We start from the raw sequence: 26,608 nt of genomic DNA on the forward strand, positions 1-26,608 counted from the left end.
AGTCCTTGATGCGTCTGTCCTTTGCCATCCTGCCGTTGTCCGCCGCCGTGCTGCTGTCTGCCTGCGGCAGCGCGCCGAAAAAGACCGAACCTACTCCGCCGCCGACGACCGTGGTCAGCGCAGCGAAGCAGGGCGAGGCCAATCTTGCGCCGGCCTCGGCCAGCATTGTCAGTGGCCGCATCGCACTGATGGTGGAGCCCGGCGGTATCCACATCACCGGCCTGATCGGTGGCCTGCAGCCGATGCAGCAGGCCGGCTTCCACATCCACGAGCGCGGCGACTGCAGTGCGGTGGATGCCAGCAGTGCCGGCAATCACTTCAATCCCGGTGGCGCTGCGCATGGCCGCGCCGGCACCGGCAAGCACCACCTGGGCGACATGGACAATCTGCGTGCCGACGCCCAGGGCCGCGCCAACGTCGATATCCACCTCAAGGGCGTTACCCTTGGCGGAGGCGCCGCCACCGATATCGCCGGACGTGCACTGGTCGTGCATGCCAACGCCGACGACTATCGCAGCCAGCCCGCCGGCAATGCCGGCGTCCGCATCGCCTGTGGCGTGATCCGGGTTGTCCGCTGATCACTGCAGGCATCATCCAGGGAGAGATTCCATGCGCTTGATCCACACTTCGCTGTTCGCAGCCATTGCTGCGCTGGGCCTGGCGGCCTGCAACCAGCAGCCCGCCGCGCCGCAGGCTGAAACCCCTCCGGCCGCGCCGGCCGACGGTGCCACCACCGAACCGGCTGCAACGCCGGCCCCGGCGGCTGCACCGGCTGCCGATGCTACGGCCAGCGCCGAGCTGGCACCGACCCAAGGCAACGAGACCAAGGGCAGCGTCACCTTCAAGGTGGTCGATGGCAAGGTCCACGTGACCGGCCAGATCAGCGGCCTGAAGCCGGGCAGCGAGCACGGCTTCCACATTCACGAGAAGGGCGACTGCAGCGCCCCGGACGGCATGAGTGCCGGTGGCCACTTCAACCCGGGCAAGCAGGATCACGGCAATGTCGCCACCGATCCGCACCACGGCGGCGACATGCCCAACATCAAGGCCGACGACAAGGGCGTGGCCACCATCGACGGCCCGGTGTCGAGCAACGTCAACATCGGCAAGGGTGATGACTTCGACATCATCGGCCGTGGCCTGATCGTCCACGCCGATGCGGATGACTACAAGACCCAGCCGACCGGCAACGCCGGCGCGCGCCTGGCGTGTGCGGTGATCCAGAAGGCGCCGTAAGCGCGCTTTTGCTGGAAACGGAAAACGCCGGCGCAAGCCGGCGTTTTTCTTGATCGGTCGTGCCGGCCGCTGGCCGGCAATCGCAGATCCGGATGTTGCCGGCCAGCGGCCGGCACCACCAACGGATCACCCAATGATCAGCGCGCCAGCAGTTCGCGCGCGTCCTGGCCGGCCTCGCAGTGCACGAACAGCACTGCGGCCATTTCTGCTGAAACGGAAAACGCCGGCGCAAGCCGGCGTTTTTCCTGATCGGTAGTGCCGGCCGCTGGCCGGCAATCGCAAATGCGGAGGTTGCCGGCCAGCGGCCGGCACTACCCGTCTTCAGCGCGCCAGCAGCTCGCGCGCGTCCTGGCCGGCCTCGCAGTGCACGAACAGCACCGGCACGCCATGCGCTTCCAGCACGGCGGCCATCTGTCGCTGGCGCATCAGGAACTGCTCGTAGATGCCCTTCAGGCGGTCGCAATCGTTCTTGCCGTGATCGTAGTGCGCGCACCAGCCGGCCGGATCGAACAGCGCCATGCGTGCTTCGCCATGCGTGTAACGCAGCAGCGGCTCGGGCGCGGCGTTGAGCCATTCGTCTTCACCGGGGGCCATGATCGCGGTCTCGATCAGCGGCCACAGTGCGGCCAGGCCCTGGTTGTCGTACTGCATCGACATCATCGCGGCCAGATCATTCACAGTGAAATAGCGCGCGTGCTCGATGCGGGCACCGAAGGTGTTCTGCGCCATCAACGCGGTATCGGCATGGGCCATGCCGTTGGCCAGCAGCGTGTCTTCCAGCGCCTCGGCCACCGCATTGGTCGTCGCCACGTCGCTGCCGGTCAGCAGGAACGGCACCACGCGCAGGCCGCCGCCCACCAGGCTGGCGTCGGCCTGGAACGGTAGCGGCACGTCGCCCTGGGCGTCGGTACCAAAGGCCAGCAGGCGCGGGCCCTGGTTGCGGCCCGGGGCACGCATCTGCAGTTCTTCCAGGCGGCGGTGGATCGGCCAGCCCGGGCGCAGCACTTCGGCCGGGTCGAAATGGGCGGCGGCGAACACCAGGTCCAGCTCGGCCACCTGCGGCACCAGCTTGGACAGGTCGCGGCCGACGCGATCGGCCAGTTCACCGGCCTGTTCGGCGCTGAGTACCGCCTGGCGGGGGATTTCACCGCCGGCCAGTTCCAGGGCCAGCACGCCAAGGGCATTCATCGCGGGGTCGGGTTTGCTCATGGTTCCACGGTTGGCCCATCACAGGGCGGCAGCTACACTTGGCTCCATTATGCCTGCTCCGCCGTGCAGGCCATGTTGCAGACACCCTCATCCATGCCAGGTATCTCCATGCCCAACGCTCGTCCCGTCGCCATCCTCGGTGGCGTCCGCATTCCGTTCTGCCGCCAGAACACCGCGTATTCGGATGTCGGCAACCTCGGCATGTCGGTCCGTACGCTGGGCGCGCTGGTCGAACGGTTCGGCCTGCACGGCCAGCAGCTGGGTGAAGTGGCGATGGGTGCGGTGATCAAGCACTCCAGCGACTGGAACCTGGGCCGTGAAGCCACGCTGTCGTCCGGCCTGTCGCCGCTGACCCCGGGCATCACACTGCAGCGCGCCTGTGGCACCTCGCTGGACAGCATCATCACCGTCGCCAACAAGATCGCGCTGGGCCAGATCGAATCGGGCATCGGCGGCGGTTCGGACACCACCTCCGACGTGCCGATCGTCTACGGCAAGAAGCTGCGCGGGCGCCTGCTGGCCGCCAACCGTGCCAAGAGCACCGGCGACAAGATCCGCGCGCTCACTTCCGGCTTCAAGTTCTCCGAGCTCAAGCCCGAGTTCCCGGGCGTGGCTGAGCCGCGCACCGGCAAGAGCATGGGCGACCACTGCGAGGACATGGCCAAGGAATGGAACATCTCGCGCGACTCGCAGGACGAGTGGGCGGTGTCCTCGCACAAGAAGCTGGCCGCTGCCTATGAGCGCGGTTTCTTCAACGATCTGATCGCACCGTTCCGTGGCGTCGAGCGCGACAACATCCTGCGTCCGGATACCTCGCTGGAAAAGCTGGCCACGCTGAAGCCGGCCTTCGACAAGGTCTCCGGCCGTGGCACCCTGACCGCCGCCAACTCCACGCCGCTGACCGATGGCGCCGCTGCGGTGCTGCTGGCCAGCGAAGAGTGGGCGCGTGCGCACGGCCATGAGCCGCAGGCGTACCTGCGCGATGCGCACGTCTCTGCGGTGGACTTCGTGCATGGCGAAGGCCTGCTGATGGCACCGACCGTGGCCGTGCCGGAGATGCTCAAGCGCAACGGCCTGACCCTGCAGGACTTCGACATCTACGAGATCCACGAGGCTTTCGCTGCACAGGTGCTGTGCACCCTGCGTGCGTGGGAGAGCGAGGATTACTGCCGCAACCGCCTGGGCCTGGATGCGCCGATGGGCCGTATCGACCCGGACAAGATCAACCTGCTGGGCTCGTCGCTGGCCACCGGTCATCCGTTCGCCGCCACCGGTGCACGTGTGATTGCTACCGCAGCCAAGCAGCTGGCCGAACGCGGGGGTGGCCGCGCGCTGGTGTCGATCTGCACCGCCGGCGGCATGGGCGTGGTGGCGATCGTCGAACGCTGATCGTTGCGACCGCGCGCCAACCAAGGTTGGCGACTACCGGGTTCCACACATGAAAGCGCCGCCCATTGGGCGGCGTTTTTTTGTTGCTCCGGTGGGTGCCGACCGTTGGTCGGCACGCCTCACGGCAACCGCGGGTTGCCGAACTCGTCGCGCTCTTCATTGGCGTCATATACCGGGGGCTGCACCGTGATCGGCTGCTCTTCCACCGTGGCACGCAATGGTGCCTCGCTGCCGCGCACCAGCGCCACGCTGTCCTCGCCGCGCTGCAGTCGCAGCGCATTGGCCAGGCACTGCGCTGCCAGCGCGTGCTCGCCACGCTGCGCGAACAGTTCACCCAGTGCCTCCCACGCCGGGGCACCGGCGCCGGCGGCGATGGCCTCGTGCAGGAACGTATCGGCAGCATCCCACTGCTGCTGGGCCAGGGCGACGCGGCCCTGCGCCAGATGCAGTGCGGCCGAGCCATCATGCACATTGCGCCAGCGCGCCAGGTTGGCCTGGCGGGTTGCCAGGCGCTCGGCCGGCAGGCGGCCGTACAGCGCCACCAGTTCGTCGTCCCAGCGCTGGTCCAGCGCCTGTTCCAGCGCCAGCAGCGCCGGCTCATCCCAGTTCAGGGCCACCGCACGGCTGGCATAGGCGCCCACCACGTCCGGGGTCGGCCGCAGCGCCTTCGGCGTGGCTTCCCACTGTGCGGCCAATGCGTTGACATCGGCCGCTTCCAGCAGCGCCTGTGCGGCCAGGCGGGCTTCCAGTTCGCTGTTCGATTCGGCCGGCAGTACCTTGCTCTGGCGCAGCGCACCCAGCTGGCCATAGGCCTCGTGTGCGCGGCCGGCACGCGCCAGCGCTTCGGTACGCAGCCACAGGCCGCGCGGCGGCAGCGGCTGGATCGCCGCCACGTCCAATGCGTTGATCGCATCCACCGGCAGATCGCGCGCCAGCAGCTGTTCGGCGCGCAGCAGCGCCTGCAGGGTGGCATCGCTCTCGCCAAGACGCTGCAACAGCGCTTCACCGGCGGGGCCGTCAGCACGTGCCTGTGCGCTGCGCACGGCATTGGCCAGCGCCACCGCACTCACTTCCGGGTCCTTGGCAGCGCCATCCAGCAGCTTCTCGGCACGCTGCCACTGGCCGTGCTCGTAGGCCTGCAGGCCGTCGATCAGGCGCACCCGGCCCTGCTTGCGGCGGTAGCGGCCCCAGGCGCGGAACGGTGCGGCAATCAGGCTCCACACCAGCCACAGCACCAGCACTGCGATCACCGACAACAGCGCCACCTTCGGCAGGTTGCTGTGGTAGTCGTAACCGCCGTAGCGCAGGGTCACTTCACCGAAACGGTTGAGGTCATCGGCGCCCAGCCATTGCGCGGCCACCACGCCGATGGCCACCGCCAGCAACAGCACAACCAGGGATTGCAGGGGTTTCATGCGGGATTACCTCCGGTCGGTCTGGGTGCGCAGTTGCTGCAGGGTGCTGCCAAGCACGGTGTTGCTGGCCTGCAGCGGAAGCTCGCGCAAGGCCTTCAGTTCAGCACGTTGCGCGCGCAGGGCCGGTGAATCCGGCCAACGCCGCTGTGCCCAGTGCTCTACGCGTTCCAGTGCGGTATCGCGGCCCGTGCGGTCGCCGCGTTCGATCGCGGCGCGCGCCAGGGTCAGTTCCAGCTGCAGGGCGTCGTCGGCATTGCGACGTTCGGCGGCGGTCAGCGGGCCATTCTGGCGGCTCGGGGTGATGTCCACGAACGGGGCCAGCGTCGATTGCCACCACGGTTTTGCGGTGTCGGTTGCAGCGTTGCCGGTCACCTGCGACGGCAGCCCCTGCAATGCCCTGGCCAAGGCATCCAGCCGCTGCAGCGACTGCACGCGCGGGCCGGCGCCCAGCGCATCGAGTGCATCGCGCTCCTGCACCAATGCCTGGCGCAGGTTCAGGCCATCGCTGTCGGGCAGATCGGCCAGCGCGGTGGCGGCCTGTGCATACAGGCGGCGCGCGCCTTCCACATCGTCGGCATAATTCAGCCGTTGCGCCGCCTGGGTCAGCAGCAGTTCGGCCTCATCGCGCTGTACCGCCTGGCGGCCCTGGTTGGCGCTGTCGGCCAGCTTGGCCAGGTTCTCTTCCAGCAGCGCACTGCGCTGCGAAAGGCCCAGCATCTCGTCGCGCAGCACGCGGTTGGTGGTCGCCGCATCCTGCAGCCGCTGGCTGGTCGCGCGCTGGTCGCGGCGCAGTGCATCCAGCGTCGCCTCCAGGCCCTGCAGCTGCACGGCCATGGTCTGTGCCTGCGCTTCCTGTTCGTGCTGTTGCTGCTGCCAGACGTACCAGCCGGCATAGCCGCCCACGCCAAGCACGACCACCCCGGCCAGCGGCAGCAGCCAGCGCACGGGTCGACGGGGCGGGGAAACGGGCGGAGTCTCGTTCATGGGGCTTCCTTGTCGGCAACGTCGCCGGTCAGGATCCGGCAGGCCGCGTTGTGCACAGCATCACTGTTGCCGACCACAGCGGCAAGCGTGACCCACGTCCCTGTTCAGGTCGCTGCCGGGACGGTGAGCGTGGCGTGTGCAGCGGCCACCAGCTGTGCCGTGGTGGGCCCGGCCGCGCGCACCACGCGCTGCAGCCCCAGTGCATGCGCCTGATCGCCCAGCCGTTCGCTGGCCACGACGACGGTGGCCTGGGCCTGCAGGCGTTGCTGCAATGCCGGCGGAAGCTGCTGCCAGAAATGCAGCAACGCCTCACCACTGCTCACCGCCAGCACCCACGGCTGCGCTGAATGCGCCAATCGAACCAGCGTGCGGGGCGACAGGCGCAGCAGGCGGCGCTGGTAGACATCGGCACGTTCGATCGTGGCGCCTGCGGCCTGCAGGTGTGCAGCAATCAGCCCGCGTCCGCCGGGCGCGGTGACCAGTCCGATGCGCAGGCCCCGCGCCTCGGCCAGCACCGGCAGCGCCAGCAGGCCCTCGCTGTCCATCCGCTGCGGTGCATGCACCTCGCCGACGCCCTGCGCCCGCAGCGCGCGCGCGGTGCCTTCGCCCACGGTCAGCCACGGGCTGCGTTGCGCCTCGGCCAGTGGCAGCAGGGTGGCGGCCGCGGTCACGGCGGCCGGGCTGGTGAACACCACCCGATCGCAGTTCAGCGCGCGTTGCAGCTGACGCACCACTGGCATGCCGTTCAAGCGCTGCAGGCGCCAGGGTGGCAGGGCCACCACATGCCCGCCCAGCCCAGCAACGGCGCGGCGCAGCGCGGAATTCTGGCCCTGCGGTCGCAGCGAAATGAAGGTCCAGCCCGGCTCGGAACCGGCGGCGCCAGTGGGTATCGTATGGTCGGCCATTGCCTGCATTATGCGGGCCCTTCGTTGTCGTGGTCTCTGCTCCGATGTCCGTTGATGCTCTGACTTCCTCGCTGGCCGCCCTGCAGGACGTGCTGGACTGCATGCCGGCGGTCCGCGCCATGCAGATCCAGCTCGACGGCTATGCCGATGGCGTGCTGCGCATCACCGCGCCGCTGGCCGCCAATGTCAACGACAAGGGCAACGCCTTCGGTGGCAGCCTGGCCTCGGTGCTGACCCTGTCCGGCTGGGCGCTGGTCAGCCTGCGCCTGCGCCTGGCCGGCCACGATGCCGAGGTCTACGTGGCCGACAGCAACCTGCGCTACCTGGCGCCGGTCTACGAAGACCTGCACGCCCACGCCGAAGCGGCCGAGGCCACCGGCTGGGACGCCTTCCTGAACACCTTCCGCCAGCGCCGCAAGGCCCGCATCAGCATCATCGCCACCCAGCCCGGTGCCGATGGCAAGCCTGCCGCAGAGTTCAGCGGTCGCTTTGTTGCCTTCGCCAAAGGGTAGGATGGCAGGCTGACGTTCTGGGGAAACCACCGATGCGCCGCCTCATCCAGTTCCTGATGTGTTCCCTGCTGCTGGTCAGCGCCGTGGCTTCGGCCGACGACCTGAGCCGCAAGCAGCGCAAGCTGCTGGAAGAGACCCAGATCGCCTACGGCGCCACCATCCGCTGGGGCAGCATGGACGATGCCATCGGCTATCTGGACCCCAAGCTGCGCAAGGAAAAGCCGCCTACCGAGTTCGAGCTCAACCGCTACGCGCAGCTGCGCGTGTCGTCCTACCGCGAGCGCAGCAGCGCGGCGCTGGAAGGCGGCCTGGTCGAGCGCCGGGTCGAAATCGGGGTGATCAACCAGAACACCCAGGCCGAACGCACCGTGATGGTGGTCGAGCGCTGGCGCTGGGATCCGGAGGCCAAGCGCTGGTGGCAGACCGCCGGCCTGCCGGACCTGTGGAAGGGGCAGTGACGGGCCGCGTCCGGCTTGTGCGACAATCGGCGCCCGCTTAATCGACCCGTGACCTGAGTGAATTACGAAGAGTTGCTGGCCTTTGCAGGCCGAAACCCGATGCTGTCCGCGGCCCTGGTCGGCCTGACCGTGGCCATCATCGTCACCGAGATCCGCCGCCTGTTCCGGGGCTTCAAGGGCATCAAGCCCGCCGAACTGACCCAGCTGATGAACGCGGGCGGCACGGTGGTGGTCGACCTGTCGGCCAGCGGTGACTTCGAGAAGGGCCACATTGCCGGCAGCCGCAACGCCCAGGCCAGTGCCTTCGGCCCGGACAACAAGCTGGTGGCCCACGCCAAGCAGTCGCCGGTGGTGCTGGTGTGCCGCAGCGGCAACGCCTCGGAAACCGCCGCCAAGGCGCTGAAGAAGGCCGGCTTCGAGAAGGTCTACGTGCTCGACGGCGGCATTCCCGCCTGGCAGCAGGCCGAGCTGCCGCTGGTCAAGGGCCGCAACTGATTGCCGCAGGTGGCGGATCCGGCCTTGTATGGGCCTGATCCCGCCCCCATCGCAGTAATTCGACCATCGTTTTCATTGCATTCATTGGAGTTACTGGAAATGTCCGAAGAGATCACCAACGGCGCTGCTGCGCCGGTCGATGCCGCCACCGGCCCCGCTTTCACCGTCGAGAAGATCTACGTCAAGGACGTCTCCTTCGAGTCGCCGAACGCCCCGACCATCTTCAATGACCAGGTGCAGCCGGAGCTGCAGCTGAACCTGAACCAGCAGGTGCAGCGTCTGGGTGAGAACGCCTTCGAAGTCGTGCTGGCCGTGACCCTGACCTGCCAGGCCGGTGAGCGCACCGCCTACGTGGCCGAAGTGAAGCAGGCCGGCGTGTTCGGCCTGGTCGGCCTGGACCCGCAGTCGATCGACGTGCTGCTCGGCACCCAGTGCCCGAACATCCTGTTCCCGTACGTGCGCCAGCTGGTCAGCGACCTGATCCAGGCCGGCGGCTTCCCGCCGTTCTTCCTGCAGCCGATCAACTTCGAAGGCCTGTACGCAGAAACCCTGCGCCAGCGCCAGGAGCAGGGCGACGCACCGTCGCTGGCTGACTCCGAGCCGGCTGGCAACGCCTGATTCCTGCCGCGACGTCACGGATGAGCACTACCGCTGACAAGATCGCCGTGCTTGGCGCCGGTTCCTGGGGAACCGCGCTGGCCAGCCTGCTCGCACGGCACGGTCATCCGACCGTGCTGTGGGGGCGCGATGCTGCCGTGGTCGAAGCCATCGACCAGCGCCACGAGAACCCGCGTTACCTGCCGGGCATCCCGCTGCCGGACAGCCTGCGTGCCACCACCGACCTGGCGTCGGCGGTGGAGGGCGCGGCCTGGATCCTGGTGGTGACCCCCTCGCATGCCTTCGGCGAAACCGTGCGTGCGCTGGCGCCGCTGCGCCCGGCCGGTGCCGGCGTGGCCTGGGCCACCAAGGGCTTCGAACCCGGTTCGGGCCGCTTCCTGCATGAAGTGGCGCGCGAAGTGCTGGGTGAGGACGTGCCGCTGGCCGTCGTCACCGGGCCGTCGTTCGCCAAGGAAGTCACCCAGGGCCTGCCGACCGCGATCACCGTGCACGGCGACGTGCCCGAGTTCGCGCAGACGGTGGCCGAGGCGATGCATGGCCCGGCGTTCCGCGCCTATACCGGCGACGACATGGTCGGTGCCGAGCTGGGCGGCGCGATGAAGAACGTGCTGGCCGTGGCCACCGGCGTGGCCGATGGCATGCAGCTGGGCCTCAACGCCCGTGCCGGCCTGATCACCCGTGGCCTCAACGAGATGCTGCGCCTGGCCGCTGCCATCGGTGCCAAGCCGGAAACGCTGATGGGCCTGGCGGGCCTGGGCGATCTGGTGCTGACCTGTACCGGCGACCTGTCGCGCAACCGCCGCCTGGGCCTGGCCCTGGGCCGTGGCCAGACGCTGCAGGATGCCGTGCGCGAAATCGGCCAGGTGGTCGAATCGGTGCAGACCGCCGACGAAGTGATGCGACAGGCGCGCCGCCATGGCATCGACCTGCCGATCTCCGACCGCGTGCGTGCCGTGCTGCATGGTGAGCAGACGCCGGAAGAAGGCCTGCGCGCATTGCTGGCGCGGGAACAGAAACCGGAATACCCGGACACGCTGTTCAAGTGAATCGAAAAACCCCGGCTACGTGCCGGGGTTTTTTCATCTGGGAGTACACATGCGGGTGCCGGACGGGAGACAGGCGTTGGTGGGTGCCAAGCTTGCTTGGCACCACGCGCGCTGCATATCCACGCATGGCGTGGATCTACTGCAACGCCCGATCACCGCGCCCGTGGCGGCGCGCTGGTGTTGTCCATGTCCGAAAAGATCAGCCACGGCCCATCCCCCACGCGCTTCAACGTGAGCGTGAACTTGCCGGTATCGCCCACGTTGTTGCCGTAGCTGTACGCACCAATGATGTAGCCCGTATTCCCCTCCCCCGCATACGCCAAGGCACGCAGCCGCAACGGACTGCTGCCCTGGCCGGCATACGCGGCCTCGATCGCACTGCGGCCGCGCACCGGCGGCTGGTTGCTCTGCAGCACAAAGCCATCCTCAGCGAACAGCGCAGCCAGCGCCTTGGCATCACCCGTGCGCCACGCCTGCTCGTAGTCGCGCAGTACACGGTCCAGCGGTGCGGGCAGCGCGATATCGGGAAGCGGCTGTGCGGGCTTCGCGCCTTCTGCATCGTGGGCAATTGCCGGCGATGCCATCAGCAGGGCACTGCAGAAGATCATGGCGAGTCGTGTGCGGCGCATGCGTCCAGGCCCTGGCGATGATGGGAAGGCTTCAGACGCATCCTAGCGCGCCGCTGGTTAGAATCACGCGGCCGCCGATTCGGCGGACGCAGCGCAGATCAGACAAGGACACGGAATGAAGATGCGAATCACAGGGATGGCGATGATGGCCGCGCTGCTGGCAGCCTGCGGACAGGCACCGGAAAAGACTGGCGAGACTGCACCTGCTGTGGCGCCAGCGCCGACCGCCGAAGCACCGGCCGCCGTGGCGACGGTGGTCGAGAAGGAACCGTCCGCCGAAGACGGTGTGGACCCCTCGGTGTCGGACAACGAAGGCGAACCGGAAGACCCGAGCGCCGGCGGGGAACTCACCTGCGCGGACAACCCGCTGGCGACGCATTTCTTCACCCTGGTGGGCGGCAATACCGTGGACGACTGCGGCCGCAAGGATCCGAAGGTGCTGGCCGCGTTCAACACCCTGATGAAGAACACGGCCGCAGCCGAATCCGCTGACAAGGAGATTCCATCGCTGCGCGAACGCCTGTTGAGCGGGCCCAGCGGTCCTGGCGAGCTGGTGGTGCTGCAGGGCGAGCCGTGGTGGTTCTATACCGCCTGCCAGGCCCACGACTGCCCCGGCACGGCGTTGGCGATGCTGTATTCGCCCGATCAGTCGAAGATGGTTGGCCGTCTTACCGCGCGCTGCCGTGTATGGTGGCTGGGCGAGCCGACGGCGGAACAACGTGCGCAGATCGAACAGCGCCAGCCACTGCAGGACGCCGCGTTGAAGGAAGACAGCGCACTCTGCGAGTGATGTGGCGCGCGCCGCAGCGCCGGGCCGTGCCCGGCGTTGCAGTGAGCGTTGTTCCCCGTATCACCCTTCCGGCCGCATGCGTGCGCTGACCTGTGCTGTCAGCGACAGACTGACCATCATCAGGCCCTCCATCACCCGGTCGCCCACGTACTCCTCGTCGGGTCCGTTCTGGCGCACGCGCTCGGCAGCCAGCAGCATTTCCAGCGCCACGCGCAGGCCGGTCAATGCGCAGTCCGCGTCGGCCAAGGCCACGCGGCGGCCGGGCATCTGATGACGTTCCGGCCAGGGCTGGCCGTCGGCGGCGGCGCCCTTGCTAATGCGGTCGAGGGTGGCGATGAAACCGTGCGGATCGTGCGGGTGCGGTGCTTCCGAAGGCGCGTCCGCGTTGGCGGGCACGTACTGCGCGCGTAGTCGGGAGGATTCGGGGGTGCTCATGGCAAAGGCTCCGTGCAGGACAGACGGCAGCCGCCACGCAAAGGTGGCGGGCGGAGACGTGGCTCGAAAACCGGGCGCTTGTTGAAACCGGCAGGCACAGGGCCTCCACGCTCCGCCCGCCATAGCCGGCAGACGGATTGCCCGCCGGCGCCACGAGGGGTGACGCCGGCGGGCAAGCGTTGTCAAACAAGCGCACGGGTTTTCGAAGCCCGGCCATCCTTTTTCGATGGCACGTCATCTGTACGCGTGCTGCTGCGCGGTGCCAATCAGAACAGTTGCATTCAACGCTTGATCAAAGACGCTTTTGGCATTTTTGCATGCTGTTAAGCCGTCGCAGACGCAGGCGCCGCAACGTCCGTAGCGGCATGAGGAATATGCGACATGGGTCGAAGTTGATGACGTGGCGTACGGGTACCCCACCAGGCCGATGACGACAGTGCGGGGCGAAGAACGTAAATCGACTTCGGCGCACTCCGGTGTGTCAGTGCTCTTCGCGTCTCTCGTACCAGGCTTGAGTACGGTTCACGATCCGCACCACAGACAACATGACCGGCACCTCGATCAGTACACCCACCACCGTCGCCAGCGCAGCCCCCGAATGCACGCCGAACAGTCCCACCGCGGTGGCTACCGCCAGTTCGAAGAAATTGCTGGCACCAATCAACGCCGAAGGGCCGGCCACGCAATGCGCCACGCCCAGGCGACGATTGAGCAGGTAGGCCAGGCCGGAAGTGAAATAGACCTGGATCAGGATCGGCACCGCAATCAGTGCGATCACCAGCGGCTGCTCCACGATCTGTCGGCCCTGGAAGCCGAACAGCAGGACCAGTGTGAGCAGCAGCGCGCACAGCGAGACGGGCGCCAGCTTGCGAAGCACCCGCTGCAACGCCGCCTCGCCACGATGCAACAGGATCCAGTGCCGCAGCAACGCCGCCACCAGCACCGGCACCACGATGTAGAGGCCCACCGACAGCAGCAGCGTATCCCAGGGCACGGTGATCGCCGACAGGCCCAGCAGCAGTGCAACCACCAGCGCGTAGGCAACCACCATGATCGCGTCGTTCAACGCCACCTGGCTCAGGGTGAAGTTGGCATCGCCACGGCACAGGTTGCTCCACACGAACACCATGGCGGTGCAGGGCGCGGCCGCCAGCAGGATCAGCCCGGCGATGTAGCTGTCGATCTGTGCTGCGGGCAACCAGTCGCCGAAGGCGTGGCGCAGGAACAGCCAGCCCAGCAGTGCCATCGAGAATGGCTTCACCGCCCAGTTGATGAACAGCGTCACGCCGATGCCCTTCCAGTGCTGCTGCAACTGGCGCATCGCAGTGAAGTCGACCTTCAGCAGCATCGGGATGATCATCAGCCAGATCAGCAGTGCAACCGGCAGGTTGACCTTGGCCACTTCGGCGGAGGCCAGCACCGCGAAGGCACCGGGTAGGAAGTGGCCCAGCAGCGTGCCGACCGCAATGCAAAGCCCGACCCAGAGCGTCAGGTAGCGCTCGAACAGATTCATGGGGGTAGTCACGGCATGCGATCAGTCGGCTGCAGCTGTCCGATCCGATCCAGCGTGTGCTGCAGCGCGTCGCGGTCGGACCACAATGATTCGGGCAAGGCGAGCAATGTACGCAGGCGCGCTTTCACGATGGCATGGGCCAGCGCGAACGCCGCGGCTTTGTCGGCATCGCTGCCCGCCACGGCCGCTGGATCGGGCAGGCCCCAGTGGCTGCGGATGAAGTCACCGAACACCACCGGACAGGCCTCCGCTGCGGCTGAGTCGCATACGGTGATGACCAGATTCATGGGCGCTGCATCCACGAACTCATCCCACGACTTGCTGCGCAGCCCTTCAATGGGCATTCCTTCGGCCTGCAACTGGGCCAGCGCGAATGGATTGACCTGACCGGTGGGCTGGCTGCCGGCACTGAAGGCGGTGAAGTGATCGCCGCCCCATGCACGCAGGGTGGCTTCGGCAAGCACGCTGCGGGCGCTGTTGCCGGTGCAGAGGAACAGGACATTGCGCTTCATGTGGCTTCCATGATCAGTGAGCGGCTTGGACATGCAAAGCGCGCTGGCCGGGCAGAGACGGGTGAACTCGGCAGAGCTGCGGATCGGCGCCGCAACGTGGGCGCGATCGCATCCGGCATAACCGTGCCGCGCTAACCACGGACCTGCCGACGTTGTCAGCAGCACCAGTTCCCTGACCTGCATGCGGCGGGCCATGTTTTCGGCCGCTGACAGCAGTGCGCGCCCAAGGCCGTTACTGCGCCGGTCATCGGACACCACCAGAGAGCGCAGCAGGGCCGAGGCGCCGAAGATCTGCAATCCAACGGCGCCCACGGGAACGCCATCGAGGTCTGCGACGAGAAACACCACCTCGCTGCTTTCCAGGTCGGCCACGGGCAACTGCCCCTGCTGCAGAAGGTCTCGGATGGAGTCCAGGTCGTCGCGCGTGCCGGCACGAATCACAGGGTCGGGTTTCATCTCAGCACCCGCATGCCGGTTCGCTCACCGCGCACCGCTCATCCGGGGAGCCCGCGCAGCAGTTGTGCGTCAGGTACTGGATCAAGCTGTTCATCGCATCGAAGTTGGCGCGGTAGCAGACGTGGCGGCCTTGGCTTTCGCTCTCCACCAGCCCGGCCTGCACCAGCTCCTTCAGGTGGAAGCTGAGCGTGGCTGGGGGCACCTGCAGGGCCGTGGCGATGTCGCCCGCCATGCGCCCTGCCGGGCCAGCCTCCACCAGCAGGCGGAAGGCAGCCAGGCGGGTGGCATGGCCGAGGGCGGTGAGGGCGGCGATTGCATTCGATGTTTCCATATTTCTAGAATAGTCGAATGAATAAGCCAATCACAAGTGCCCACCTGCCGAACCTGGTAGACGCCTCACTGCCCCAGCCCGATCACCGCCAGCTTGCCGCCGCAGATCTGGGGCCACCACGCATCCTCCTGCTCTACGGCTCGCTTCGGCCGCAGTCGTTCAGTCGCAAGCTGGCGCTGGAAGCCGAGCGATTGCTGCGTCACCTGGGGTGCGAGACCCGCGTGTTCGATCCGCATGCGCTGCCCATGCTGGACAGCGTGCACCCGCACCACCCTGAAGTGCAGCGACTGCGCGAATGGTCGCAGTGGTCGGAAGGCCAGGTCTGGGTCAGCCCCGAGCGGCACGGCACGGTCACCGGCGTGTTCAAGAACCAGATCGACTGGTTGCCGCTGGAAGATGGCAGCGTGCGGCCCACGCAGGGCAGGACGCTGGCGCTGCTGCAGGTGAGTGGCGGCTCGCAGTCGTTCAATACGGTCAACACGTTGCGCGTGCTCGGCCGTTGGATGCGCATGCTGACCATCCCCAACCAGTCGTCAGTGGCCAAGGCCTGGCAGGAATTCGATGACGATGGGCGCATGAAGCCCTCGCCGTACTACGACCGCGTGGTGGATGTGATGGAGGAGCTTGTGAAGTTCACGCTGCTGACGCGAGGGCGGTCGGACTACCTGGTGGACCGATACAGCGAGAGGAAGGGCGACACGCATGCCGCGGTATTGGCGCGGGCTGGAGGGGCTACGGCTTCCTGATGCTCATGGGTGCCTACCGGGGCACGATCACCCGCGCAGCCTCTTCATCCTTGAACCTGCAAGGCGGATGATCACCACATAGGCCAGCAACATGCCGGCGCCGATGCCCATTACTTCGATTTCCCAGTTGTGGCGGTAGGGCGAAGGGCCCATGAAGGCCCACGCCAGAAGCACCGCCGCAATCAGCAAGGCGCTGCGATTGGCCTTCGAAATGAGCTCATCTTCGGTCGCGTGCCCCATGTTCGGATCCCAGGAACCGAGCAGCCATCCCAAGCCACGCAGGTACTCGCGCGCCACGAAGAACAGGAAGACGAATACGCCACCCATCGTGCTCAGCAGAAACTGGAAGAGTGGGTCCACCGGCGGCCTCTTGGACGAGGCAGACATTGCCTCGCAGGATCATCAACGGGCGCAGTATGCCAGCGTGCTGGCCCCCAAGGGATGGCGCCTTGCCTCAGCCGCAGGCGACTTTCCAGCAGCCGACGGTGCATCGCAGCTGCCCGGGCGGGCAGGCTCGGTCAAGGCGTGCGCCGCAGCGACAAAGGCGGATGCAGGAACGCTCTACTCGCCGGCATGCTGTGCGGTCTTCTTCTCGTCGCCATCTGCGGCGGCACGGCTCTGCGCGAACTCCGGGAACGTCTTCGCGATCGAATCCTTGTCCGGCAGGATGTAGAACACACCGCCCTTCTCGAACGTGGACTGCACGATCTGCTCGTAGAACGCGGGCGAGACGTTGATGCAGCCGTGGGTGACGCGGTTGTCGTCCGGCGTCGGCGTTGCCAGCCGTTGGGCGCGTTTCTCTTTCGGGGTGCCTGGCGGCAGCGGGTGCATCGAGACGGCGGAATCGTAGTCCACCCACAGCACGCGCCCGGCATCGTCGGAGGGGCCGTAGCCACCAATGAAACGGCCGGCAGGGGTGGTGCGGTCATGGCCGGGAATCGCGCTCAGTGCGAGCTTGGCAACACCAGGGGCCGAGTGATCACCGATGGCCGAACCGAACAGCGCCGGTGCCGCGCCGCGCAGCTTACCGTCGCCGCCGAAGATCAGGACCTGCGCGGCGGCCTTGTCCATGATTGCGAACGGGTAGCCCTGGTTGTCCTTGCTGGCAACCACCCAGCCGGCCAGCTCGATCACTGTTTCGGACACGCTCTGGTCGGGTGGAAGTTCATCAACGGCAGCAATTCGCTGTTCAGGCGCTTCCTTGTCCTTGTCCTTGCCCTTGGCGCTGGCTGCGCCGCTGCACGCAACGGCCAGTGCCATCGCCAGTGCGGCATGGAGGACGCGGCGTGCAGGGGAGGAGGAGGTACGAATGGGACGGCTCCTTGCAATGCAATCCTGGGTGGAAGGATGCCAGTGGCCGGCGAAGGCCACTGGTTCCCGATACAGAGGTGGATCAATTCAAAGGATGAGGGAGCTATCAGCCGCGCGGCTTGCGACCGGCCGGTGCCCTTTCAAGCTGCTGTACGCGGCCTTCGATCTGGTCCAGACGCTGGTTGGCCTGCTGCGCCGACTGGTTGGCGGACTCGGCACTCTGGGCAGCGCCCTGCACCTTTACGTCGAGCTGATCGAGGCGCGAGTTGATGGTTGCGAACTCGTCCTTGTAGGTGGCGCAAGCGCCGAGGCTTACGGTGGCCACGATGGCGACGGTGATGGCGCGTGCTGCGTTGATGTGCTGCTTGGTCAGTTTCATTTCCAACTCCCTCCTTCGTCTGGGGAAGCTGGAATATAGCGGCGTTTGTTCCCGGCGCTAGCCCGTGCTTTCAGCTGGAATTTGAGTACGTGGATGGGCTGTGAAGGCCTGTAGATCAACAAACCTTAACAAGCGGGATCAAGCGAACTGATCTGCATCGGCGGGGCGCCTTGTGCCTGTTAAACCTTACCCATTCACCTGCATGAAGCCGGCATCACGGCATGCGCGTCTGCGTGCTTCCGCCTGCTCCGCACGCAGGTTGCCATCCACTTGCTTCCAGCAGCGCTGCAGCGTTCCCAGGCTGGACATCCAGCAGTTCGGCGACGCCGCTGCGCGTGTCGGCCGCGCGCGCAACATAGGCATGGGCGATGCGATAGCCGATCCAGTAGCCGAGATCTCCGCGGCGCGCATCGTCGCCGGGACCGTTGTACAGCCACCTCGAAAGATCGGTACCCATGCTGTCCTGCAGGAACGCGCGCTCCAGCGCACACTCGCGACCCTGTGTCCAACGCTGCAGATGCGCGTTGGCCGGTTGCCCGGAGATCCGTTCGGCCACGTATTCGGCGCCCCCTTCCAGCAGGGTCTGATAGAGCAGGGTGGGCTGCTCGATGTCCACGCGTGCACCGGGCTGTTGCACGTGCACATACTCATGCGCGATCAGATGCACGAAGCGGTCACCTACGTCGGTCTGCATCCAGTCGGCGTTGCACAGTGCTTCCAGTCCGATGACCACACCTGCTTCGGTAGTCACGCCACCACTGTTGCCGCGGCCCACCAGTACGGTGACCGGAGGAAAGCGCGCAGACGGCAACAGGGCGCCAAGTCGATCGACGGCAGCGGCGACGCGCGTGCGGATCGATGGCAATGCGGTCGCGCAGGTTCTCGCTTTCGCAAACAATGCCGGCTTGTCCTGGATGGCCCTGGCCAGCCGCTCCATCGAGCCGATACGGCGGTCGGTGAAGCTGCGCAGGGCATCCGTACCCGCATCCAGATAGCCGTGTTGCAGATCATCGGCGCTTGGGCGCCCTTGGTTGGCGTCCAGCACCTTGAAGAAGCGCGTGACATCGTCTGTCTGTACGACGATGTGCCTGGCAGAAGCGATGCGCTCAGCGGCCTGTGCCTGCAGCAGCGCAACCGGCGAGGCGATCAGGATCAGTGACCGCATCAAGCATCGAGCGTGGTGCGCGCAAGAAGCCGACAGCGGTCCCATGCAGAGTTCCCTGAACGCCAGCCTTATTTATACACCAGTCAGTTCAATATTCAGGGTTGATTAGACCCCCTAACGGATAATTCACACCTGTCGACCGTCTCTTCTCTCTCCCCCTCCCGGGAGGCGGCCGACGAAACCAAAATAATTAAAGGTGTGTCCCGATGAACAAGAATTCGCTGCTTGCCCTGGGTCTTCTGGCTGCTCTGCCGTTCGCTGCATCGGCAACCGATGGCCTGTCGTACAACTACGTTGAAGGCGGCTACGTGAACACCGATGCCAAGGGCGGCGACGCCGACGGCTGGAAGGTGAAGGGTTCCGTGGCGGTGCACCCGAACTTCCACATCTTCGGCGACTACAGCGCGCAGGAGACCGACAAGTTCAAGAATGACGTCGACCAGTGGCGCATCGGCGCCGGCTACAACTACGGCATCGCACCGAACACCGACCTAGTGGCTCGCGTTGCGTACCAGAAGTTCGACATGAAGCATGGCCTGGACTTCAACGGCTACTCGACCGAAGTTGGCGTGCGCACCGCGTTCAACCCGTACGTGGAAGGCTACGTGATGGCCGGCTACGAGGACTACACCAAGAAGCACGGCATCAACCCGGACGGCGAGTTCTATGGCCGTGTCGGCGCTACGGCCAAGTTCAACCAGAACTGGGGCCTGAGTGGCGAAGTGAAGCTGGCCAAGGCCGGCGACCGCGAGTGGTTCGTGGGCCCGCGCTTCACCTGGTAACAAACGCCTGTCGTTAGTGCGTGTTGTGCTGGCGTGTGACTCTCTCTCTCTCCCACACGCCAACCGAAGCCCGGCCTCGCGCCGGGCTTCACTTTTATGGGCCCCGTGGCGCCACAATGCGGCATGGGCGACCCTTCCTCTCTTGCAGGCACCGGCACGACCTACCAGGAGCATCTGGCGCCTGCGCCGCTGCGCGGCCACTTTGGCCAGCTGTGGCAGAGCCAGCTTCCTGCCGATGCCGATGGGCACATCACCGTATTGCCCGATGGCTGCGTGGATATCCTCTGGCGCGACGGTGCGCTGTTCGTCGTCGGCCCGGACCGCGTGGCCGCGCACCCGGCGCTGGCGCCCGGTGCGCAGGTGCTGGGCGCACGCTTCCGTCCCGGCCAGGCATTGGCCGCGCTGGGCCTGCCCTTGGCCGGGATCATCGGCCAGGCCGTGCTACTGGCCGACCTGAAGGGCGCGTGGGCGAACAAGGCAGCGGCCTCCATTGGCGACACCGCGCCTGCACAGCGCCTGCAGCGAATGGCGCATTGCCTGCAACAGCACATGGGTGCGGCCGCGCTCGATACGCCGGCGCAGCGCGCCCATGTCCTGTTCCAGGCGCTCGCCGCGGGTAATGCCACGCTGGATACGCTGGCGGCGCACCTGGGCCTGAGCCCGCGCAGCCTGCGGCGTTTCAGCCAGGCGCAGTTCGGCTACGGCGCCAAGACGCTGGAGCGGATCCTGCGGCTGCAACGTTTCCTGCGCCAGAGTCGCGCGCTGCCACTGCATTCGTTGGCGATGCTGGCCGCTGATGCCGGCTATGCCGACCAGGCCCATCTCAGCCGCGAGGCGCGTGAACTGGCGGGCATGACCGCCAGCGAGCTGCGCCTGGAGTGGGGACAATGATGGCCGTTTTGTTCAAGACCACTGTGCTGCATTGATCGATGCTGGGCTCCCACCACGGAGCCTCGCCATGAATCCTGCCGCGCCCCACGATGCCGAACGCCGCATCGACAACATCGAATTCAACGTCGCCGACATTGACCGTAGCAAGCGCTTCTACGGCGAGGTGTTCGGCTGGCGCTTCACGGACTACGGCACGGCCTACACCGAGTTCGACGACGGCCGTCTGAAAGGTGGCTTCGTGTCTGACGTGCCGGTGCGCGCCCAGGGAGGACCGCTGGTGATCCTCTACTGCGCGGACCTGGCCGATGCCCAGCAACGCGTAGTGGCCGCCGGTGGCGAGGTGGTGCAGGCGGTGTTCGCCTTCCCGGGTGGTCGCCGCTTCCACTTCCGCGATCTGGATGGCTACGAACTGGCGGTCTGGAGTGATGTGGACTGAGGCCTTCGTAGCTTCGCCGGTGGACGGAACGAGAACCGCTCCGTCCCCGGTCAGGCGGTTCCGCTATGATCGCCCGCACATCGCCACACGCGATGCGTCCGCCTCAAGCCAGCAGGAACCGCCGTGAACTCCCAGCCCGCACCGATCACCGCCGTCAACCACACGCTCGACAACGAGCCGCAGCAGATCACCGCGCCACTGACCCATTCGGCGGCGTTTCTGGTGCTGAAGGTGAAGGATGACGAGGCGTCGATCGCCAAGGCACGCGAGGTGCTGGCCAGCACCGACGACCTGATCAAGAACACCGCCATCCGCGAGATCGAACGCACCTTCACCTGCAACGTGGCCATCGGCCACCGCGTGTGGAAGCCGCTGGTGGGCACCACGCCACCGCGTGAGCTGCAGCCGTTCCGCGAGATCAAGGGCGCGACCCATACCGCTGTGTCCACGCCGGGCGACCTGCTGTACCACATCCGCGCACGTACCATGGACCTGATCGTGGCGTTCGAGCGCAACCTGCTGATGGCCTTTGGCGATGCGGTGGAGACGGTCGATGACGTGGCCGGCTTCCGCTATTTCGATGGCCGCGACCTGCTCGATTTCGTTGACGGCACCGCCAACCCGGAAGGGCTGTCACTGCCGGAAGCCACCATCGTGGGCGAGGAAGACCCGGAGCATGCCGGCGGCAGTTACGTGGTGGTGCAGAAGTACCTGCACAACCTCGATGCCTGGCGCGCGCAGAAGACCGAAGCGCAGGAAGCGATCATCGGCCGCACCAAGCACGACAACATCGAGCTGGACGATGCGCCGGCCGATGCGCAGAAGTCGCACAAGACGCTGTGCACCATCGAGGATGCCGACGGCGAGCACGAGATCCTGCGCGACAACATGCCGTTCGCCAACCCGGGTCGCGGCGAGTACGGCACCTACTTCATCGGCTACACGCGCCGCCTGTGGGTGATCGAGAAGATGCTCGAGCGCATGTTCATCGGTAATCCCGCACCGCTGCATGACCGCATCCTTGATTTCTCCACCGCCACCACCGGCGTGACCTTCTTCGCGCCCTCGCGCAAGGTGCTGGCCGACCTGGGCGACTGATCGCGCCGGGTAGCAGCGGCCGCCATCTGCCTGTCATCTACCGCGCCGACCATCAGCCGTTGGATGAGAGCGCAGGGGCGGGCGATGGCGATGGCAAGGAACACAACCGGTGCACGCCGCTGGTGGCGGCCACTGGCCGCGTTGTTCGGCGCGTTGGCACTGGGGAGTGCCAGCGTTTCCGCGCAGGAAGCTCCTGCACACTGGATGGCCTATGCCGCCGCCGTGGGGGGGCAGCTGCAGCAGCGCCTGCAGCAGGAGCAGGACCCGCAGGCGCAGCGCGTGCTGGAATGGCTGCAGGCACATCCGGACGCACCGACGCCGCTACCGGTGAGCGTGTGGATCGCGGCGGATGGCCGCATCTCGAAGCTGGAATTCGACAGCCTGGGCGATGCCCAGGTCGACGCCGACCTGCGCGCGACCCTGCAGAGTGCACCCCTGCAGGCCGCGCCACCGGCCGACATGCGCCAGCCGCTGCGGCTGGGTTTGGTGCTTACCCAGTAGATCCACGCCATGCGTGGATGTTCTGGGTAGATGCCGACCTTGGTCGGCACGCACGCCAGCCAAGGTTGGCGACTACCGGTAGCCCAGCCACGCATGGCGTGGCTCTACTGCGTTGCCACCTGTGGCTCGCGAGCGGCGGCGCTCCATGCGCGCAGGCCGAACACGGCCAGGCCGAGGAAGAACACGTACAGCGCGGCGGTCACGTGCAGCGACTTGAACAGGTACGCACCCACATAGACCACGTCCACTGCGATCCACACCCACCAGCAGGCCACGTGGCGGCGGGCCTGCCACCATTGCCCGACCAGGCTCAGACCGGTCAGCAGCGCATCCAACCACGGCAGGGCAGCGTCGGTGAAGCTGTGCATGGCTGCACCCAGCGCCACGCCACCGCACAGGCCGATGGCCAGGTCGCGCAGCAGCGTGCCGCGTGCCAGCGGCACGATGCGGATGCTGCCCTCATCGGCGGCATGCTGTCGCCAGTTGAGCCAGCCATAGACCAGGAAACCACCGAAGGCGATCTGCAGCAGGGTGTCCGAGTACAGCTTGGCCTCGGCGAACACCAGGCCATACAGCGCCACCGACAGCAGGCCCACCGGCCACGCCGCCAGCCGGCGCCGGGCCATCAGCCAGACGCCGAGGATGCTGCACAGTGCGGCGGTCCACTCGAGCATCACGCCGCTCACAGCGCGAACGTCACCGACAGGCCGGCCTGTCGCGGTGCGCCGGGGAACAGGTAGTAGTCACCGCCGCTGCTGCCGGTATCGCGCCAGTAGAAGCGGTTGAACACGTTGTCCACCGACAGGTTCCAGGTCACCGCGCGTTCGTGCAGGCGATGCTGGAAACGCAGGCCGGCATCGAACACCGAGTAGTCCGGTGCGCGTACGCCGCCGTCGGCGCGGGCCACGTTGGCACCGGCATAGCGCCAGCCGCCGGTCACGTCCAGGCCCTGCACGAACGGGAGCGCATAGGCCAGGTGCACGCTGGCGCGCACCTTCGGCACGTTCACCAGCTGATGGCCTTCATAGGCCGGGGTGCCGGTGTCGCGCGCGCGCGCCTGCAGCACGCTGGCGCTGGCCACGATCTGCAGTGCGTCGGTCAGCTGGCCGTTGGCGGTCAGCTCCAGGCCGGTGTGGGTCTGCGTGCCTTCCTCGACGAAGGTGTAGCCAACGTCGCTGCTGTCTGGCCTGGCGTACTGGTACGGCTGCGAAATGCGGAACACGGCCGCGCCCAGGGTCAGCGCTTCGACCGGCACGTACTTCACGCCCACTTCCAGCTGCCGCGACTGCACGGACGGCAGGAAGGTGTCGGCGTTGCTGGTCCAGAACGGCGCTTCCTGGCCCAGCGAAATGCCGCGCACGTAGCTGGCATAGGCATTGAGCTGGTCGGTGGCCTTCCACACCACCGCGGTCTGCGGCAGGAAGCGCGACAAGCGGCTGTGCCGCTGCGGGGTGCCACGCTTGTCGTAGGCGCGCTCATCGAGGCGCACGAAGCGGCCACCGGCCAGCCACTGCCAGTCATCGCCGAAGCTCATCCGGTCCAGCGCGAAGAACGCGGTCTGGCGGCTGTCCAGGCGACGTGCGGACGGTCCCGGCATCTTCGGCGACGGCGCGAATACCGGCACCGGTGCTTCGTGGATGTTGCTGGTGCCGACGTACTCGTTGACGCTCGGGCGCTTGTCCACGGTGCGGCGGAAGTAGTCGGCACCGACGGTCAGCTCATGGCCGACGCTGCCGGTCTCGAAGCGGCCACGCAGCTCGGCACGGGCCTGCTGGTTGCGGCGGGTGTCGTCCGGGCTGCGGTAGTCGTAGACGTCGTAGTCGCCGTTGGGCGCGAAGTAGTTGCCCGGCACGCTGCCATCGGCGCACTGCACGGCGTAGTAGCAGCCGTAGGCGAAAGCGACGTTGTCATCGATCACCGAACGGCTGTGGCCGACCGAGACGCGCGACTGCCAGGCCTCGTTGAAGTCGTAGGTATGCAGAACGGTGATGTTGGTGCTGGCGATATCCACCGGGCGCTGCCACGGCTGGTAACCCAGCAGGTGTTCGCGGTCGACGCCACGCGGCAGGTCGCGTGCGCCCAGCAGTTGGTAGCCGGACACCGAACGCTGCGAGCTGGTCTGGTAATTGGCATCCACTTCCAGCTTGCCGCGCTCGCCAATCAGCCAGTCGGCGGCCAGCGAGTAGAAGTTGCGGCGACCGTCGGCGTGCTCGACATAGGAGGTGCTGGAATCCCATGCGGCATTCAGGCGCAGGCCGAAACGCGGGGTGATCCAGTGGCCGACATCGACGGCGACGTAGCGCGAGCCTTCCGAATCGGTACTGAGCGTGGCGGTGCGCACTTCGGCCGGGCGCTTGCCGATGTAGTTGATGATGCCGCCCGGCGCCATCACGCCTGCGGCCAGGCCGGCTTCACCCTTGAGGATCTCCACCGACTGCACGTTCTCCAGCGCCAGGCGCTGTTCGCCGGCGATGGACAGGCCGTTGAAGCGGTAGCCGGTGGCGGCGTCCAGGGCGAAGCCACGGATGGCGATGTTCTGGTAGTAGCCCACTGGCGCATAGGCATCACCCAGCGAGGCATCGTTGCTGGCCAGCTCTGACAGCGAACGCACCTGGCGACGGTCGAGGTAATCGCGCTCAAGCACGTTCACCGAGGCCGGCGTGTCCTTCCAGCTGCCCCCACCGAAGGCGTTCACGCGTGAGGTATCGGCCTTCGGTTTGCCGGCCTGCACGCGTACCGCCGCCAGTTCGGTCGGCGAGCGCTCGGCGCCGGTGGCAGCCGCATCAGGGGACGCATCGGCCTCGCTGGCGTGCAGTGGCAGCGCAGCGCAGAGGGCGAGGGAGAGCAGGGTGGGGCGCAGGCAGCGGTTCATTCGGTTCGTCTTCGGACAACAAGGGAGACGAAGCGACGGCGCGCAGGTGCACAGGGCCCGTGATGGGGGTGTGGCTGCGGCTCAAAGCTCCCTACGCCGGTGCAAACCGGATCAGGTTCCAAGGGACTCTCTCAGCCTGGCAGATCCAGGCACCCCCGCTTCAGGTGACCATTTCACTACAAATGGTACGGATTTGCGAGCCGGCGTCCTTCAGGCTGCGGGGTCCAGGCTGCGGGGTCAGATCCCTTTCCGCAGGAAAGGGATCTGACCCCAATGGTGCGCCAACCGGGTCACGCCGCCGCGTGCAGCGCCTGCAGCAGTGCCTGTCCCGGCGCGCTGTGGAACCACGCCGGATGCCCCAGCATGAAGGGCTGCCACGCGACGTCGGCATTGGCGGTCGAGCCGGTGACGCCTTCGAAGTACTCCACTTCGGACAGTGCGAAGTCGAAATGAACCATCGGCAGCAGGTCGGCCAGCAGGTGCACGCGTGCCGCCGACAGCGGCAGCACCTGGCGGTAGCCGTCGAGCAGGGCCAGCGCGATATCGATGCGCACCGCCTCCATGCCGCGCTCCAGTTCCAGCCACGCCACCGCGTTGCGCTCGATCGCCGTGGCGAGGTCGAACAGCGCACTGGTGGGCGAGGCCAGGCCGAAATCCAGCACGGTACTGATCTGCCCATCGCGCCACAGCAGGTTGGAAACGTGCCAGTCGTTGTGCGCCCACAACCGTGGCTCATCGCGCAGGCGCTCGGCCAGGCCGGCATGCCACGGCAGCACGTCGCGCTGCAGCTGCGCTTCCCATGGAATGCGCGCGAGGTAGCGGGCCAGCCCGGGACGCTCGTGCAGCCCTGCCTTGATGGCCGCGATCGGATCGTCGGCACGGATCAGATCGTCGCGCGCGACCAGCACATGGGTGCTGCGCTGGGGCGCGTGGTAGCTGGCGGCGGCCCGGTGCAGCTGCGCGAGTGTGCGCCCGCCTTCGCGGGCCTGCGCGACATCGGTCAGCAGCGACCACGACACGGCGTCGCGGTACAGGTCCTCGCCGACGCCGATCGCATGCAGCTCGAACGTCCATTCGCCATGTTCGGCCGCCGTGTGGCCATCGGCCGCTGGCAGCACCTGCACCACCGGTACGCCCGCTGCGGCGAGATGGGCGATGAAGTGGTGCTCTTCTTCCAGGCAGGCCGCACTGCGCACGCTGTGGTGATGGCGCTTGACGAACACCGCTCCGTTCGCGCCGTTGACGATGGCGGCAGCCGACAGCGGCCGCGGGCTGTGCCAGTGCGGTTGGCTGCGCTCGTCCAGCTGCGGGTAGTGCTGGCGCAGCCACGCGATGTCCGCCGCGCTGATCGGTGGCCAGTCGGCAGCGACCTCGTCGTTGTTGAGGCCCTGCACGCGGTGGGAGGAAGACGTCATGCCGAAGCCCCAGTGGGGAAAGTCACATCCAAGGCTGCGCATTCAACGCCATGCACGCGGCCAACGCAAACGGGCGGGT

General features: G+C 66.9%; 31 protein-coding genes, 1 pseudogene and 1 riboswitch. Of the genes and pseudogenes, 15 read left to right on the forward strand and 17 right to left on the reverse strand.

Annotation, left to right across the window (positions count from 1 at the left end):
• Window positions 1-8: 8 nt before the first annotated feature.
• Both AC5P9N_RS10140 and AC5P9N_RS10145 read left to right on the forward strand, forming a co-directional pair.
• Window positions 9-578 carry a superoxide dismutase family protein gene (locus AC5P9N_RS10140; protein WP_099485229.1) on the forward strand — a complete coding sequence of 190 codons (570 nt, stop codon included), beginning with the start codon at window positions 9-11 and terminating at the stop codon, window positions 576-578.
• A 31-nt stretch (window positions 579-609) separates the two neighbouring features.
• Window positions 610-1,236 carry a superoxide dismutase family protein gene (locus tag AC5P9N_RS10145; protein WP_005411864.1) on the forward strand — a complete coding sequence of 209 codons (627 nt, stop codon included), beginning with the start codon at window positions 610-612 and terminating at the stop codon, window positions 1,234-1,236.
• Between the two features lie 321 nt (window positions 1,237-1,557).
• Here the strand turns inward: AC5P9N_RS10145 and AC5P9N_RS10150 are convergent, their stop codons facing one another.
• Window positions 1,558-2,445 (reverse strand): hypothetical protein, encoded by an 888-nt coding sequence (locus AC5P9N_RS10150; protein WP_005407588.1) that lies wholly within the window; start codon window positions 2,443-2,445, stop codon window positions 1,558-1,560.
• Window positions 2,446-2,538: 93 nt separating this feature from the next.
• On the opposite strand from AC5P9N_RS10150, the gene AC5P9N_RS10155 reads away from it, so the two are divergent.
• The gene (locus AC5P9N_RS10155) at window positions 2,539-3,834 is read left to right on the forward strand and encodes an acetyl-CoA C-acetyltransferase (RefSeq protein WP_099485228.1); all 1,296 of its coding nucleotides are present in this window, start codon (window positions 2,539-2,541) and stop codon (window positions 3,832-3,834) included.
• Between the two features lie 119 nt (window positions 3,835-3,953).
• Here AC5P9N_RS10155 and AC5P9N_RS10160 read toward each other — a convergent pair whose 3' ends face one another.
• The 3 genes from AC5P9N_RS10160 to AC5P9N_RS10170 all read right to left on the reverse strand — a co-directional run bounded on the left by AC5P9N_RS10160 (window position 3,954) and on the right by AC5P9N_RS10170 (window position 7,147).
• Window positions 3,954-5,249: a heme biosynthesis HemY N-terminal domain-containing protein gene (locus tag AC5P9N_RS10160; protein ID WP_099485227.1), complete on the reverse strand. Its 1,296-nt coding sequence runs from the start codon at window positions 5,247-5,249 to the stop codon at window positions 3,954-3,956.
• A gap of 6 nt (window positions 5,250-5,255) precedes the next feature.
• Window positions 5,256-6,233, reverse strand: coding sequence for a uroporphyrinogen-III C-methyltransferase (locus tag AC5P9N_RS10165; protein WP_012478740.1), 978 nt, complete (start codon window positions 6,231-6,233; stop codon window positions 5,256-5,258).
• A 104-nt stretch (window positions 6,234-6,337) separates the two neighbouring features.
• Window positions 6,338-7,147 (reverse strand): uroporphyrinogen-III synthase, encoded by an 810-nt coding sequence (locus tag AC5P9N_RS10170; RefSeq protein WP_065183497.1) that lies wholly within the window; start codon window positions 7,145-7,147, stop codon window positions 6,338-6,340.
• A 35-nt stretch (window positions 7,148-7,182) separates the two neighbouring features.
• Between AC5P9N_RS10170 and AC5P9N_RS10175 the strand changes: the two genes are divergently transcribed.
• The 5 genes from AC5P9N_RS10175 (at window position 7,183) to AC5P9N_RS10195 (ending at window position 10,267) form a co-directional block, all read left to right on the forward strand.
• The gene (locus AC5P9N_RS10175; RefSeq protein WP_005407593.1) at window positions 7,183-7,650 is read left to right on the forward strand and encodes a YiiD C-terminal domain-containing protein; all 468 of its coding nucleotides are present in this window, start codon (window positions 7,183-7,185) and stop codon (window positions 7,648-7,650) included.
• Between the two features lie 32 nt (window positions 7,651-7,682).
• Window positions 7,683-8,108, forward strand: coding sequence for a hypothetical protein (locus AC5P9N_RS10180; protein WP_005407594.1), 426 nt, complete (start codon window positions 7,683-7,685; stop codon window positions 8,106-8,108).
• Window positions 8,109-8,165: 57 nt separating this feature from the next.
• A complete protein-coding gene (locus AC5P9N_RS10185; protein WP_060380899.1) occupies window positions 8,166-8,603 on the forward strand; it encodes a rhodanese-like domain-containing protein in 438 nt (145 codons plus the stop codon).
• 99 nt (window positions 8,604-8,702) lie between these two features.
• Window positions 8,703-9,221, forward strand: a complete 519-nt coding sequence (gene secB / locus AC5P9N_RS10190) for a protein-export chaperone SecB (RefSeq protein ID WP_004153553.1) — start codon at window positions 8,703-8,705, stop codon at window positions 9,219-9,221.
• 20 nt (window positions 9,222-9,241) lie between these two features.
• Window positions 9,242-10,267, forward strand: coding sequence for an NAD(P)H-dependent glycerol-3-phosphate dehydrogenase (locus tag AC5P9N_RS10195; RefSeq protein ID WP_005407597.1), 1,026 nt, complete (start codon window positions 9,242-9,244; stop codon window positions 10,265-10,267).
• A gap of 152 nt (window positions 10,268-10,419) precedes the next feature.
• Here the strand turns inward: AC5P9N_RS10195 and AC5P9N_RS10200 are convergent, their stop codons facing one another.
• Window positions 10,420-10,875, reverse strand: a complete 456-nt coding sequence (locus AC5P9N_RS10200) for a YybH family protein (protein WP_005411871.1) — start codon at window positions 10,873-10,875, stop codon at window positions 10,420-10,422.
• A 136-nt stretch (window positions 10,876-11,011) separates the two neighbouring features.
• Here AC5P9N_RS10200 and AC5P9N_RS10205 point away from each other — a divergent pair, with 136 nt between their 5' ends.
• Window positions 11,012-11,686 (forward strand): Ivy family c-type lysozyme inhibitor, encoded by a 675-nt coding sequence (locus AC5P9N_RS10205; RefSeq protein WP_099485226.1) that lies wholly within the window; start codon window positions 11,012-11,014, stop codon window positions 11,684-11,686.
• Window positions 11,687-11,746: 60 nt separating this feature from the next.
• Here AC5P9N_RS10205 and AC5P9N_RS10210 read toward each other — a convergent pair whose 3' ends face one another.
• From AC5P9N_RS10210 to AC5P9N_RS10230, 5 genes and pseudogenes are all read right to left on the reverse strand, one after another.
• Window positions 11,747-12,121, reverse strand: coding sequence for a hypothetical protein (locus AC5P9N_RS10210; RefSeq protein ID WP_099485225.1), 375 nt, complete (start codon window positions 12,119-12,121; stop codon window positions 11,747-11,749).
• Window positions 12,122-12,602: 481 nt separating this feature from the next.
• The gene (gene arsB / locus AC5P9N_RS10215) at window positions 12,603-13,634 is read right to left on the reverse strand and encodes an ACR3 family arsenite efflux transporter (protein ID WP_164212628.1); all 1,032 of its coding nucleotides are present in this window, start codon (window positions 13,632-13,634) and stop codon (window positions 12,603-12,605) included.
• An 8-nt stretch (window positions 13,635-13,642) separates the two neighbouring features.
• On the reverse strand, window positions 13,643-14,146 hold the full coding sequence (locus tag AC5P9N_RS10220; RefSeq protein WP_239498909.1) for an arsenate reductase ArsC: 504 nt from the start codon (window positions 14,144-14,146) through the stop codon (window positions 13,643-13,645).
• 36 nt (window positions 14,147-14,182) lie between these two features.
• Window positions 14,183-14,602 (reverse strand): annotated as a pseudogene (locus tag AC5P9N_RS10225) (GNAT family N-acetyltransferase); the annotation flags it as partial.
• A gap of 1 nt (window position 14,603) precedes the next feature.
• Window positions 14,604-14,933: an ArsR/SmtB family transcription factor gene (locus AC5P9N_RS10230; protein WP_099485222.1), complete on the reverse strand. Its 330-nt coding sequence runs from the start codon at window positions 14,931-14,933 to the stop codon at window positions 14,604-14,606.
• A gap of 17 nt (window positions 14,934-14,950) precedes the next feature.
• On the opposite strand from AC5P9N_RS10230, the gene arsH reads away from it, so the two are divergent.
• Window positions 14,951-15,679, forward strand: coding sequence for an arsenical resistance protein ArsH (gene arsH, locus AC5P9N_RS10235; protein ID WP_099485221.1), 729 nt, complete (start codon window positions 14,951-14,953; stop codon window positions 15,677-15,679).
• Window positions 15,680-15,706: 27 nt separating this feature from the next.
• Here arsH and AC5P9N_RS10240 read toward each other — a convergent pair whose 3' ends face one another.
• From AC5P9N_RS10240 to AC5P9N_RS10255, 4 genes are all read right to left on the reverse strand, one after another.
• Window positions 15,707-16,066 carry a hypothetical protein gene (locus AC5P9N_RS10240; protein ID WP_231098211.1) on the reverse strand — a complete coding sequence of 120 codons (360 nt, stop codon included), beginning with the start codon at window positions 16,064-16,066 and terminating at the stop codon, window positions 15,707-15,709.
• Window positions 16,067-16,240: 174 nt separating this feature from the next.
• Entirely contained in the window at window positions 16,241-16,939 is a 699-nt protein-coding gene (locus AC5P9N_RS10245) for a L,D-transpeptidase family protein (protein ID WP_062606371.1), read from the reverse strand.
• A gap of 157 nt (window positions 16,940-17,096) precedes the next feature.
• Window positions 17,097-17,369: a hypothetical protein gene (locus AC5P9N_RS10250; RefSeq protein WP_005407606.1), complete on the reverse strand. Its 273-nt coding sequence runs from the start codon at window positions 17,367-17,369 to the stop codon at window positions 17,097-17,099.
• Between the two features lie 214 nt (window positions 17,370-17,583).
• Window positions 17,584-18,534 carry a DUF2268 domain-containing putative Zn-dependent protease gene (locus AC5P9N_RS10255; protein WP_099485220.1) on the reverse strand — a complete coding sequence of 317 codons (951 nt, stop codon included), beginning with the start codon at window positions 18,532-18,534 and terminating at the stop codon, window positions 17,584-17,586.
• Between the two features lie 206 nt (window positions 18,535-18,740).
• Between AC5P9N_RS10255 and AC5P9N_RS10260 the strand changes: the two genes are divergently transcribed.
• The 5 genes from AC5P9N_RS10260 to AC5P9N_RS10280 all read left to right on the forward strand — a co-directional run bounded on the left by AC5P9N_RS10260 (window position 18,741) and on the right by AC5P9N_RS10280 (window position 22,242).
• Window positions 18,741-19,316: an OmpO family porin gene (locus AC5P9N_RS10260; protein ID WP_005411880.1), complete on the forward strand. Its 576-nt coding sequence runs from the start codon at window positions 18,741-18,743 to the stop codon at window positions 19,314-19,316.
• A gap of 123 nt (window positions 19,317-19,439) precedes the next feature.
• On the forward strand, window positions 19,440-20,207 hold the full coding sequence (locus tag AC5P9N_RS10265; RefSeq protein ID WP_062606367.1) for a helix-turn-helix transcriptional regulator: 768 nt from the start codon (window positions 19,440-19,442) through the stop codon (window positions 20,205-20,207).
• Window positions 20,208-20,274: 67 nt separating this feature from the next.
• Window positions 20,275-20,643 carry a VOC family protein gene (locus AC5P9N_RS10270; protein ID WP_062606366.1) on the forward strand — a complete coding sequence of 123 codons (369 nt, stop codon included), beginning with the start codon at window positions 20,275-20,277 and terminating at the stop codon, window positions 20,641-20,643.
• A 123-nt stretch (window positions 20,644-20,766) separates the two neighbouring features.
• Window positions 20,767-21,741, forward strand: a complete 975-nt coding sequence (locus AC5P9N_RS10275; protein WP_024957753.1) for a Dyp-type peroxidase — start codon at window positions 20,767-20,769, stop codon at window positions 21,739-21,741.
• A gap of 84 nt (window positions 21,742-21,825) precedes the next feature.
• Window positions 21,826-22,242, forward strand: a complete 417-nt coding sequence (locus AC5P9N_RS10280; protein WP_005407613.1) for a hypothetical protein — start codon at window positions 21,826-21,828, stop codon at window positions 22,240-22,242.
• A 104-nt stretch (window positions 22,243-22,346) separates the two neighbouring features.
• Here AC5P9N_RS10280 and pnuC read toward each other — a convergent pair whose 3' ends face one another.
• The 3 genes from pnuC to AC5P9N_RS10295 all read right to left on the reverse strand — a co-directional run bounded on the left by pnuC (window position 22,347) and on the right by AC5P9N_RS10295 (window position 26,529).
• Window positions 22,347-22,916, reverse strand: a complete 570-nt coding sequence (pnuC, locus tag AC5P9N_RS10285) for a nicotinamide riboside transporter PnuC (RefSeq protein ID WP_005411885.1) — start codon at window positions 22,914-22,916, stop codon at window positions 22,347-22,349.
• Between the two features lie 8 nt (window positions 22,917-22,924).
• Window positions 22,925-25,114, reverse strand: a complete 2,190-nt coding sequence (locus AC5P9N_RS10290) for a TonB-dependent receptor (RefSeq protein ID WP_099485219.1) — start codon at window positions 25,112-25,114, stop codon at window positions 22,925-22,927.
• A 71-nt stretch (window positions 25,115-25,185) separates the two neighbouring features.
• Window positions 25,186-25,281, reverse strand: a riboswitch (TPP riboswitch).
• A 123-nt stretch (window positions 25,282-25,404) separates the two neighbouring features.
• Window positions 25,405-26,529, reverse strand: a complete 1,125-nt coding sequence (locus AC5P9N_RS10295) for a phosphotransferase enzyme family protein (RefSeq protein WP_099485218.1) — start codon at window positions 26,527-26,529, stop codon at window positions 25,405-25,407.
• Window positions 26,530-26,608 lie beyond the last annotated feature (79 nt).

The sequence above is a fragment of the Stenotrophomonas sp. YJH_SMC_6 genome (assembly GCF_059371335.1).